Here is an 11,854-nt window from a genome sequence, read left to right on the forward strand (position 1 = left end):
ATAACCCCTTTTGACTTTAGTCCTCACCAGTTTCCGACTACGGGAACCACGTTGGGGAGGCCGGTGCCGAAGGCTCCATGGGTGTCCGTCGGCTCACCGTTCCAGTCCCAGCTGTTGTTCTTGTCAAGATACCAGTTTCCGTCGCTGTATATCCCGATTTTAGTGATGCCATCGCCGTTCCAGTCACCGGTCACCGGGAGCGCGTTCGGGAGACCGGCGCCAAATACGCCATAGGTGTCTGGGGGAACGCCATCCCAACTCCAGTTCCTGTTCCTGTCCAGATACCAGCTGCCTTCACTATACACGCCGATCTCGGTGATACCGTCGCCGTTCCAGTCCCCCGTCACCGGCTTGGCATCGGGAAGGCCGACACCGAACAGACCTCGAATATCCACCCCTTCGTCCCAAGTCCAGTTCTGGTTCGTATCGAGGTACCAGATGCCATCCGCGTAAATTCCGATTTTGGTCTTGCTGTCGCCGTTCCAGTCTCCTGTGACCGGCCTGGCATTGGGTACGCCGATACCAAAGATGCCACGAACATCGATCCCTTCTCCATCCCACTGGCCGTTGCCGTTCATGTCGAGGTACCAGATGCCGTCCGCGAACACCCCGATCTCGGTTGTGCCGTCATTGTTCCAGTCACCGGTCACGGGAATCGCTCCGGCAATGCCAAGGCCGAAAATGCCGAGGTGATCGATGGTGGTACCGTCCCATGCCCAATTCCGGTTCGTGTCAAGATACCAGTAGCCATCACTGAAGATTCCGATCCTGGCAGGTTGCGCAAGCGTGATCACTGGTACTGGGGAAAGGCGTTGGGTCGTCGTCCCGTCGCCGAGTTGACCAAAATAATTGTCACCCCAGGCCCAGACCGTCCCGCCGCTTTTCAGGGCAACCGTATGTAAATCTCCCGCGGCTAAGGCACTCGTCCCGCCAAGGCCCGTCACGTCGGCCGGAACATGGCTTTCTGCTGTCGACCCGTCGCCCAGTTGGCCATAATAGTTATCCCCCCAGGCCCAGACCGTTCCGTCGTTTTTCAGGGCAATCGTGTGGACGCCCCCCGCGGCAATGTTGATTACACCGGCAAGGCCTGCAACCTGGACCGGAACATGGCTTTCTATAGTCGACCCGTCGCCAAGCTGGCCATAGTAGTTGTCCCCCCAGGCCCAGACCGTCCCGTCGTTTTTCAGAACAACCGTGTGAGACCATCCCGCGTCAATGGCAACCACCCCGGTAAGGCCTGTCACTTCGACCGGGGCATGGCGTTCAATAGTTTTTCCATCACCAAGCTGTCCATAAGAGTTGATACCCCAAGTCCAGACCGTCCCGTCATTTCTCAGGGCAACGGTATAACCATATCCTGCTGCAATGGCGACCACTCCGGAAAGTCCTGCCACTTGGACCGGAGTATGGCGCTCCGTGACCGTTCGGTCGCCGAGCTGGCCGTAAAAGTTGTCACCCCAGTCCCAGACTGTCCCGTCATTTCGCAGGGCAACGGTATGCGCATCCCCTCCGGCTATGGCGGTCACCCCGGCAAGGCCCGTCACCTTGACCGGTGATTGGCGTTCCGTAGCCGTACCGTCACCGAGCTGGCCACAGTAGTTGTCTCCCCAGGTCCAGACCGTTCCGTCGCTTTTCAGGGTAACGGTATGATAATCTCCTGCTGCAACGGCAGTTATGCCGGCAAGTCCCGTAACCCGCACCGGAGCGTGCCGCTCCGTGGTTGTGCCGTCGCCGAGCTGGCCGTAATAATTGTCCCCCCAGGCCCAGACCGTTCCATTGTAATGCAAGGCGGCCGTGTGGGCGGACCCGGCGGCTATATCTTGAATGTTGCTGAATGCAGCAGCCGTGTTCACTGCTATCACCAGCATGAGAAAAGCTGCAAGAATTGGTCTCAATCAACGCCTCCAGACCGCACGTGGAGTGTGTTGCGAGCGGCGGCCATGCCGTTTCAGTTCTCCGTCGCCGGTTTCTGTTCGACTCCCCTGGAATCAGCTTCCCTTTCGATGGCGAGCAGTTCGACCTCGAAAATAAGGGTGCTGTTGGGGGGAATGCGGCCGAATTGCCGCGTACCGTAGGCAAGTTCGGCAGGGACGAAGAGCTGCCATTTCGCACCCGTTTTCATGAGCTGAAGCGCTTCGGTCCACCCCTTGATCACGTCGTCGACCCTGACGGTAGCCGGCCCGCTCGGGCCGAACGAACTGTCGAATTCAGTGCCGTCAACCAGCGTCCCCCGGTAGTTCACCTTCACCCGGTCCGACGCCTGGGGGCGGGGACCGTCCCCCTCTTTCAGCACCGCATACTGCAGACCGCTGGGAAGGGTGGTCACTCCTTCCTTTGACTTGTTGACGGCGAGAAACTTCGTCCCTTCTTCTTTGGTATTCGCAGCCTGCCGCTTGCTGCGCAGGTTGTAGCGGATCAACACCTCCTTGCGCAGCTGTTTCAGGTTGTCCCGCATCTCATCGGGTTTCATCGCGGGCGCTTTACCCTCGAGCGCTTCGTGGATAGCAGTGATGAGTACGTTTTCATCCAGGTTGACTTCCTGCGTCCTGAGGTTGTTGCCGAAATCGTAGCCAAGGCTGTAGCTGTCCTTTGCCTTCTTGTCAGCCAGAGGAGCCCTTTCCTCCGCGCGGCAGACAGCAACCGTCAAAACTAAAACCGCAACAATCGTCATCAGCCTTATCATCTGCATTCTCCGGTCAGGATTGGATGTGAATTTCACTCAGCGGTAGAAGAAGGAGGGCCGCCGTTAAGCGACCCTCTGAAGGCTGGCAGGTATTACTTGCTGACCCTGTACGGCCGCATCATGTCCTGGTCCTCGTGATCCACGATGTGGCAATGCCAGACATAGCCGGGGCCTGCAGTCGGATCGAAGGGGTAAAGGTTTTGTCCCATCGTCGATTTGGGGGTTACCGGGACGGACGTGGGGGTGAACCGGATGAGGAATCTCAAAACCTGACCCGGGTACGCTTTCGCCGTGTCCTTCCAGCCAGATTCTTCCGGGGCTGGCTGCGTGGCCGTGCCGATCAGGTAAGGACTTATGGCGGGGTTCCCCCCCAGGGCGCCGTCGGCATTGGGAACCTGGTAAGGAAGCGGCGGACCGTAGCCGGGGCAGAACTGGCCGGCCGTACAGCCGGGGAAGAGCGCTGCCATGGTCGGGTCGCTGCCAAACGCCGCATTCCAGGCCCCCAGATACCCGCCAGCTATACCAGACCCCATGGTTCCGTCAATGTCGTATGGCTGCCGGTTCAGGATCTGGAACTGTGCCAGATGGGTATGCATCGGGTGCGCATCCATCGTCAGGTTGATGATCTCCCACTCTTCGACGGAACCCTGCTGCGGCACTTCGGTGATGCCGTCAGGGAAGAGGCCTGCATCGACACCGGGGGACATGGTACCCATGAACTGGGTATTGTTGACGAACACCATGAGTGGCCCGCCCGGGCCCTCGAATTCCTTCAGGATAAACTGGCGTTTTTTGTCAATCGTGACATTGCTGGCAATATTCCCCTTGCCGTCGGTCAGCCTGATTATCGGGTTCGGCCTGCGGCAGTCGATTCGCGGGTCGCAACTCCTGTCCTTGGAAGAGAGGGACGTGCCGACCACGAATTGCATGATGCTCGCCATCTGCGGCTGGTCGGCAGGGCAGATGTGGGTAACCGGGTCGCAGGCAGGATTCAGTGGGTCGACATACGGTACGGGTGAAAGCCCCGACGGGAACGGGACCGGCGCATCGTTGGTGACCGTGATGGTCTGACCTGCCAGTCTTGTGAAGTCGACGATCACGTCGGCACGCTCGCCGGGAGCGAGGAATATCGTGCCGTTCGCAGGTCTGAGCGGTTTGTTGAAATAGCTGTCGTCAGCGCCGACCACGTAGACGGTTGCAGGGCCGAAATCGAGGTTGTAGAAGCGGGCGTTGGAGCCGTCCAGGAGATGGAAGCGGTAGCGCCGCGGTTCCACATTGAGCTTCGGCCAGGGGGCGCCGTTCACGATGGCCACGTCTCCGGCAAATTCCGGAATCCAGAACGGATGGTTCAGCGGATTGGGGGGGCCGCCGTTCAGACAGGGGTCGCCCGGCAGGCCGGAGCCACACCCTGCGCCGCTGCCGTCGGGGAAGAACAGCTGGGCGTTGGTGTCGAACTGGCGGTCCTGGATGGCCATTTCAATTTCATAGGGGCCGTCCGGAAGCCGAATGGGCTCGTGCGAGGGGTCGCGCAGGAAATAGAACGCCGCCATGCCGCTGTAGACGTTGGTCCGGGTCTGCCCCATGACATGATCGTGGAACCAGAGGGTGCCGGGCTCCTGGGAATTGTCATAGGTAAAGACGGAGCTGCCGGTACCGGCATTGAACTGGGTGTAGTAATCCTTCCCTTTATGGCCGTCCGGGGTGAACCATTGCAGTGGGCCGCCATCGACAAACGATGAACTCTCTCCGCCATGGAGGTGGGCAACTGCGGGTGGGGATCCCTGGTATGGCGTGTTGCAGTAAGGATTAAGGTTTGCGTTGGTGGCAAAGACGTTGGTCGGGTCCTGCGGGAACATGGTACAGCCGTTTAACGCCGCGTCGCCGAGGGGGTCGGCCCAGTCGATGGTCTGGTCGACCGTGACCAGACCCTGGACGAGACCGGTTGTCTCCACACCGTTAATGGTAACCGGATCGCCGAACCTGGGGAGCACGTTCTTGTAGGTCAGCGTCGTCGGGACCCCGCGTTTCGCTTCCACGGTCACCGCCGGCCAGTTGGCAGGCGCGAGTGTTTTGCCCGTTTTGGTATCCGCTATTCCGTAGGCCCATACTCGGGTCGGCTGAATGTTGAGATCAGCTGGGGCCGGACAGTTGAGGAACGAACCGGCAAACGCGTCATAGTATTGTGCGTTGTAGAGGGCCGTGTCGGTCGGCAAGACCGCCTGTGCGGTCTCCTCCATGGTGACGGTGATGTTCTTGTACTTCAAGGCGTTCACCCGGGGAATCGGTCCTGCCGGGCCGAAGACCGGCAGGTTTACGGCGAACTGCGGAATACACCCCCCCGGCAGGGCCGCCTGTGGCACCAGGGTGCTGGCGCCGGCAATCCCGGCAGTTGCCGCAAGGAGAAGCGGGCAGATTACGGAGGCTAACTTCGATCGCTTTTGCATTGCTTCCTCCTTTCATAAACCTCCTGCCCCGTATAGAGACAGGGTTGTTTTACCTGCGTGGCCGGTTTTGGAGGTCGCCCTGAATTCCCACATACTAACTATGCCGAGCGTTCGCACGTCAGCAGGGTGTTTTCATGGCCGGTTCGACGGTGCACATCTTCTAAGTGCCTGATTGCTCGCGATTCCTAATGTAGTCTAGCACCTGGTTTAAGATACAAAATTAGTGTAATGTCTGTTTTTGCCCTAAGACACTTGAATTAAATGGTAAGTGCATTTGAGTGCGTTTACTAATCCTTGGTCTTACAAGGGGTAGGAAAAGACCTACAAAGCCGAGGAATAACGGTGGGTTGGGAGTGCCTGGCATGCAGGGAGGTTCCGGAACCTTACGGGGTGCCAGGCATGTCGCGGGAAGGAACATCAGCAAAAAAAGGGGGGGTGCCGTTATGGCACCCCCCCTTGGTTTTCATCTGACAGGCCGGATGTTAGTGGGAACCACCCGCCACGAAGGCATAGATCATGAGGAACAGCAGGGTGAGGCCGGTGAAGAGGGCCAGGAAGCCGAAGCCCTTGACGAAGAAGTCGTACATTATCCCGCTGGTGTGCTTGGCGCGGAATTTCTCGGTAATGCCGTCTTCCTCATACCGTTTCCACTGGTCGCCACGCTCTTCGATCATCTCTTCCTTGGATATCTGGCCATTGAAGATGACGAAGTCCATGGGGAACTTCTCCGGGCGGCCATGGGTGTTGAAGAAGTGGACCGAGAAGATGAAGCCGGTGGCCAGCAGTGCTTCGTCGGAGTGGACGATGGTCGCCACGTTGAACATCCAGCCCGGCAGGAAGGCGCCGAACAACTCGGGGAACCAGAGCATCAGCCCGGAGCCGCCGATGGCGAACATACCCCAGAAGACGGCGATGAAGTCGAATTTCTCCCAGTAGGTCCAGCGTTCGAAGGTCGGCTTCGGCCCCCGGAAGAGGAACCAGCGGACCATGCCGGTGACATCCCTGATATCGCGGAAGTTGGGGCAGAGGGAATCGGGCCCGAACAGCCGCTGGAGGAAGTTCCCCTTGATGTCCTTCCGGATGAAGAGGAAGTGTACGCTCATGTAAAGTGCCGAACCGAAGTAGACGAAGGTGATGCCGGCGCAGATGCGGTGGAGGAGGCCGGCATTGGCCGAACCGCCGTAGAGGTTCATGAACATCTTTGCCCACTGCTGGTCGCTGAACTTGAGCGGCAGACCGGTCAGGGAGAGGCCGAGGAAGCTGATGATCACCAGCAGGTGCAGGAAGATGTGGATCCGGTTGAAGCGGCGGTACTGGGCATGGGCCTCGGGAACATGGTGGGGAACATGGCCTTCCATGAGCGCGCGGGCTTTCTCGCGGTTTTCCACGAAGCCGCGGAACATCCAGAGGAGGGTGTGGACCCAGAAGACGGCGAAGGTGGAGACCAGCAGGCCGGTCATGGCGATGAAGGTGTAGAAGAGGATCGGGTATTTCTCACGGTCGTTGTGCTCGCCGTGGGAGTAGAACTTGGTGAACAGACCGGTCGCCCTGGTATGGCACTGGGCACAGGTCTTGACCAGGTTTTTCGGGTTGACGCTGGAGTTGGGATCCTTGGCGGGGAGGACGCCATGGGCCGTATGGCAGTCGGCGCAACCGGCGACCTTTTCCGGGAAGCCGAGACGGTAGTTCTTGCCGTGGTAGCTTGCCATGTAGGACTCGACCGCGACGGTGGTGACATTGTTCCGCTGCATCATCTTATGGTCAGCATGGCATTTCATGCAGACCTTGGTGTGGAACTCCCGGGTATCGTGGGAGGTCTTGTCTCCCAGCGGTTTTATCTCGTGGAGGTTGTGACAGTCGTTGCAGGCTGCGGAGTCCTGGTTCCCTGCCGCTACCCCTTTGCCGTGGATGGACTGCTGGTAGCCGGCCTCCTTGTCATGGCACTGGATGCACTTGGCGACAACTTTCCGCTTGTCTTTTTTCCAGTAGGTATGGGTATGGATGTCGGTATGGCACTCGGCGCAGCGGACATCTTTCTGGGCGTGGACGCTGTTGTAGTGCTCGGCGTTCTCTTTCTTGTGGCAGCGTTCGCAGGCGACCTTGGCAACCTTTACCTCACCCTTCATGTGTTTGGAGAGATCGGTGATTTCCACGTGGCAGCTTGTACAGGCGTTCTTGCCGTGCACCGATGCAGCGAAGGCAGTGGCGGATATCTTGTTGCTGTGGCAGCCGAGGCAGGTGGCCGGGTCGATGGCCATCCCCTGCTCTGCCGCTGCGGGCCCGGCAAGGCCGATGACGATCAGCAGGGCAGGAAGAAAACGAAAAATGTTCTGCAGCATGCAAACTCCTCCTAACTATTGTGTATTTAGTCCTTTGCTGGATTAATAAAACAGTATATTGACTTTGTTTGTCCGGGAAAAATTACAGTTGTGGCTGAAGTGGTTAAGGGTAAATAATAGTTAGTTATTATAATCGGTTATGGTGTGGCTGCGGCTCAGAATATTTTCAAACATGGGTATAAAAATAAAATATAACACATGAATGAAAGTCAATCCGTGAAATAGTAATACATGGCGGGGCGAAAAAGCAACAAAAATGTATAGTTTTTTTATACGGTTTAGGCAGTTGGAAGGGGGTGGGTTACGGGGCGCAGGCGCTCGTCGCTATTCCTTCGGCTGCGGCAAATTCGACGAATTCCCTGGTTTCGGCGGTGGGTATGCCAAGGTTGGCGGCGAGTTGCCCAACCGGCGTCCTCCCGTCCAGGCTCTCCAGCAGGCGGAAGTACGGCTCGATGAGTGATTCGGTAAAGACCTCGTTTCCCCGTGGGTAGATGACGGCCCATGACCCTGTCGGCTCGAAACAGGCGGTGAACTCGCGGAGGTCGATTTCTCCGGTTTCCAGGAGATCGTAAATTTCGTAGCTGAAGGTGGCCAGCCGGGCGGAGCCGGCGAGGGAAAAGGGCTCGTCCAGGAGTTCCTGCCGCTCCAGGCTCCGGTCGGTGGGGATATCAGGGGGGGGGGACATGAGGGCGGCGGCGAAGTGGTAGTGGTAGTCGACCAGGTCGAGGGCGGCCGGCAGCAGTCGCCCCTGCCTTTTTTCTTCATACAGGTGGCGGAGAAATGTCCGCTGCATCTGCCAGATGGCGTCGTCGGAAAAATGCTCTTCGTTCACCCCGGCCCCGATGGCGCTCTTCATCCAGCAGGCGAATGAGCGGAGCACCCTGGCGGGAGTCAGCTTGACCCCCTTGCAGACGGCAATGAACCAGGCAACCGCTTTCCCCCGGCTGTAGAAGATGTCGCAGGCCGTTGCCAGGGAGGCCGCCTCTCCCATGGCTTTTGCAGGAAAAGCCGGCGAGGCGAGGACGGTGTAGGGGGGGGACGGCAGGTAGTCGAGCCCCAGCGACGGGGCGTGGGCGGCCAGGGGGGTGCCGGGGAGGACCGCAAGGGGAAAAATGTCCAGATGATTCGGGTAGAGTTCGAGGGCAAAATCGAGGCTCTGTTCGAAACCCGCCAAGGTGTCGCCCGGAAGGCCGTACATGAGATCGAAACCGAATATGGCACCCGACTGGTTCAGCAGGTCCGCCCGGGCGCGGAAATCGGCCGGGTCCAGTGTGCGCCGGAGCCCCTTGAGGACCGTGGGGTGTGCGCTCTGCAGTCCTATCTGGAGCGAACAGGTGATGGCGCTGAAGAGCCGCGCCAGTTCGGCGTCAATGAATTCGCTCCGGACCTCGAAGTGGAAATGGATGTGGGGCGCCACCTTGCGTATCATGCGAAGGACGGCCTTGGCGAGGGGGAGGTCGCGGTTGAAGGTGGAATCGAGGACAAAGACCTGGGCCACCCGGTGCTGTACGAACCAGTCGAGCTCCTGTCCGATCCGCTCCATGCCGAAGCGCCGAACCCCTTCCGCACCCTGGTAGTCGAAGCAGAAGTCGCAGCCGAAGCTGCATCCCCGTGACAGCTGCCAGAGGGCGCCTCCCCCCGGTTCGATGTGGATCCGGCCTGTCAGGTAGGGGGAGGGGAGGGTGTCGAGGAAAGGAACGGGGGGGCGTGGTTGCCGCAGTACCCGTCCCTCCCCGACAACGGCAATCCCCTTGATTCCCCGGACCGGATTGCCGGCGGACAGCATTCCCATGGCTTCGACGAAGGTGTGTTCTCCTTCTCCCAGGATCAGGAAGTCAAAGGGGAACTCGGCCAGCACCCCTTCCGGAGCGGCGGTCGGTTCAGGGCCTCCGGCAAAGAGTGTCAGCCCGGGTCGTGCTTCCCTCAGCAGGCGGGCAATTTCCAGGCATGCCCCGCGGTTCCAGAGATAGATCGAGAATCCGACGGCGTCCGGCTCGGCAGACAGAATTGAGGCCGCACAGGTGGCCGCCGGATCACCGGCGAAAAAGTCGCACAGCGTGACCCTGAACCGCTCTGCCAGCCCTTCGTCGGCTGCCAGGCTTGCCGTGAGGTAGCCGTTGGCGAGGGGGATCGCCTGGGGCGAGGGGTAGGGATGGATGGCGGTGAGGATTACGTTCATCGGTGTGCCCTGTATCAATGACGGCATTTCGTCGTGGCAGCGGCCGGTTCCGGGCGCTACCGTTTCGGCCGGGCCTTTATCTTCGGCTTGCCGTCCTCGATGACGACCTTGAACTCAATCTGTTCGCAGTGGTATTTCTCGGTAAGCAGCGGCTTTTGTTTCGCGATGGTGGAGGCGATGAGGTCGAGGGTGATGGTGCCGGTCGGGAGGTGACAGGCCTTGCGGGCTTCCAGGTACTGCTGGTAGAGACGCTCGGCTTCCGCGCTCCCCACGGGCTCGTGAAGGTGCCGGCCATTGTCCCCCCCCTGCTCATGCAGCTTCATCTTGAACTGGTCCCGGGAGTATTTACCCTCTTCAATGAGGCGGACGATCCGGTTCCAGTGCTGACGGTAGCTGTTGAACCGGGCAATGAGGGCATTGTACTTGAACCTGTGCATCGTATTGACGATGTTGGCGGGGGTATACTTCCGGGAGGACTTTTCCACCGTCTGCAAGAGCTTGAGCGGTTCCCGCTTCTCAATGCCGAGAAAATACTGTTCATACTTTATGATCAGCTCCCCCAGGTCCTGTTCGAACCGGGCGATATCTTCCGGAATTGCCATGGCGTTTCTCCTGGCGGAACTATAGCAGAACGTCCCTGCAGGGTAAAGGGTAAAAAGGTGCGCTGTCTAGGCCAGTTAGCGTGCCAAGAGCCCGGATTTCCTTGACTTGGCCGAGGGCATTCGTTTAAACTAGACCGATTTTTCGCGAAGAAAAGGAGCGTTACCCATGGCGGATATAGCGGCACTGGTCCTGGCGGCAGGGAAGGGGACACGGATGAAATCGGACCTGGTCAAGGTCATGCACCCCCTTGCCGGCTGTCCCATGGTGGATTACCCGGTGACGGCGGCACGGTCCGCCGGTGCGGGCCGGCTCGTGCTGGTTATCGGTCACCAGTCGGAGAAGGTCCGGGACCATTTTGCCGGCGCGGCGGATGTGGCCTTCGCGGTGCAGGAGGAACAGCTCGGTACCGGCCATGCCGTCGGCTGCGCCGCAGGGGCACTGGCGGGGTTCAGCGGCCGGGTGCTCATCCTCTGCGGGGACGTGCCCCTCATCCGGGAGAATACCCTGGTCGAACTGCTTGCCCGGCACGACGAGCGGCAGGCGGTGGTGACGGTCCTGACTGCCCACCTCGACGAACCGACCGGCTACGGCCGGGTGGTCAAGCGGGAGGGGGGGCGGATTCTCCGCATCGTGGAAGAAAAGGACGCCTCCCAGGAGGAGCGGAGCATCCGGGAGATCAATTCGGGCATCTACTGCGTGAACGGCGACTTTCTCTTCGAGGCGGTTGCCTCCCTTTCCAACGACAACGCCCAGGGGGAATACTACCTGACCGATATCATCAGGATGGCCGCTGACCGTGGCCTCCATTGCTATTCCCTGCCGGTGGACGACCCGGCGGATGTGATGGGGGTGAACGACCGGGTGCAGCTGGCCGCGGCCGGCAAGATCCTCCAGTCGCGGATTAACGAGGCGCTCATGCTGGAAGGGGTGACCATCGTCGATCCGGCCGCCACCTATATCGAGCCGGGGGTCCGGGTCGGCCGGGATACGACCATACATCCCGGTGCCCAGATCGGCGGCGCCACGGAGATCGGGAGCGGCTGCACCATCGAGTCGAACGCCGTGCTCCGGGGGTGCCGACTCGGCAACGGCGTCCATGTCAAGGCGGGCTCGGTCATGACCGACGCTCTCCTCCACGACGGGGTGGCGGTCGGCCCCATGGCCCATCTCCGCCCCGGCACCGAGCTCATGGCCCACGTCAAGATCGGCAACTTCGTGGAGACCAAGAAGATCGTCATGGGGGAAGGCTCCAAGGCCTCCCACCTCACCTATCTCGGGGACGCCACCATCGGGAGCAACGTCAACGTCGGCTGCGGGACCATCACCTGCAACTACGACGGGGTGAACAAGCACCGGACGGTGATCGGGGACGACGTCTTCGTCGGGAGCGACGTCCAGTTCGTGGCGCCGGTCACCATCGGCCGCAATTCCCTCATCGCCGCCGGCACCACCGTGACCCGGGACGTCCCCCCCGACTCCCTGGCCATCGCCCGGGCGCCGCAGGTCAACAAAGAAGGATGGAAACTAAAAAAACGGGACCCGTGACCGGGAACCGGGAACTGGTAAGAAGCCTTTACCGGTCCCGGATCACCGGTCCCGGATCACG

7 protein-coding genes are annotated in these 11,854 nt (G+C 60.0%); 1 reads left to right on the forward strand and 6 read right to left on the reverse strand.

Annotation, left to right across the window (positions count from 1 at the left end; translation table 11 throughout):
- Nucleotides 1-23: 23 nt before the first annotated feature.
- From KI810_RS03465 to KI810_RS03490, 6 genes are all read right to left on the reverse strand, one after another.
- The gene (locus KI810_RS03465; protein ID WP_214174066.1) at nucleotides 24-1,895 is read right to left on the reverse strand and encodes an RCC1 domain-containing protein; all 1,872 of its coding nucleotides are present in this window, start codon (nucleotides 1,893-1,895) and stop codon (nucleotides 24-26) included.
- Nucleotides 1,896-1,948: 53 nt separating this feature from the next.
- Nucleotides 1,949-2,683 carry a BamJ family beta-barrel-assembly machinery protein gene (gene bamJ / locus KI810_RS03470; protein ID WP_214174067.1) on the reverse strand — a complete coding sequence of 245 codons (735 nt, stop codon included), beginning with the start codon at nucleotides 2,681-2,683 and terminating at the stop codon, nucleotides 1,949-1,951.
- 92 nt (nucleotides 2,684-2,775) lie between these two features.
- The gene (locus KI810_RS03475) at nucleotides 2,776-5,127 is read right to left on the reverse strand and encodes a multicopper oxidase domain-containing protein (protein WP_214174068.1); all 2,352 of its coding nucleotides are present in this window, start codon (nucleotides 5,125-5,127) and stop codon (nucleotides 2,776-2,778) included.
- Nucleotides 5,128-5,609: 482 nt separating this feature from the next.
- On the reverse strand, nucleotides 5,610-7,466 hold the full coding sequence (locus KI810_RS03480; RefSeq protein WP_214174069.1) for a cytochrome c3 family protein: 1,857 nt from the start codon (nucleotides 7,464-7,466) through the stop codon (nucleotides 5,610-5,612).
- 301 nt (nucleotides 7,467-7,767) lie between these two features.
- The gene (locus KI810_RS03485; RefSeq protein ID WP_214174070.1) at nucleotides 7,768-9,645 is read right to left on the reverse strand and encodes a B12-binding domain-containing radical SAM protein; all 1,878 of its coding nucleotides are present in this window, start codon (nucleotides 9,643-9,645) and stop codon (nucleotides 7,768-7,770) included.
- 56 nt (nucleotides 9,646-9,701) lie between these two features.
- A complete protein-coding gene (locus KI810_RS03490) occupies nucleotides 9,702-10,247 on the reverse strand; it encodes an MXAN_5187 C-terminal domain-containing protein (RefSeq protein ID WP_214174071.1) in 546 nt (181 codons plus the stop codon).
- Nucleotides 10,248-10,413: 166 nt separating this feature from the next.
- Here KI810_RS03490 and glmU point away from each other — a divergent pair, with 166 nt between their 5' ends.
- Nucleotides 10,414-11,793, forward strand: a complete 1,380-nt coding sequence (glmU, locus tag KI810_RS03495; RefSeq protein WP_214174072.1) for a bifunctional UDP-N-acetylglucosamine diphosphorylase/glucosamine-1-phosphate N-acetyltransferase GlmU — start codon at nucleotides 10,414-10,416, stop codon at nucleotides 11,791-11,793.
- Nucleotides 11,794-11,854: the final 61 nt, after the last annotated feature.

Source organism: Geomobilimonas luticola (assembly GCF_018476905.1).
GTDB classification, from domain to species: domain Bacteria; phylum Desulfobacterota; class Desulfuromonadia; order Geobacterales; family Geobacteraceae; genus Geomobilimonas; species Geomobilimonas luticola.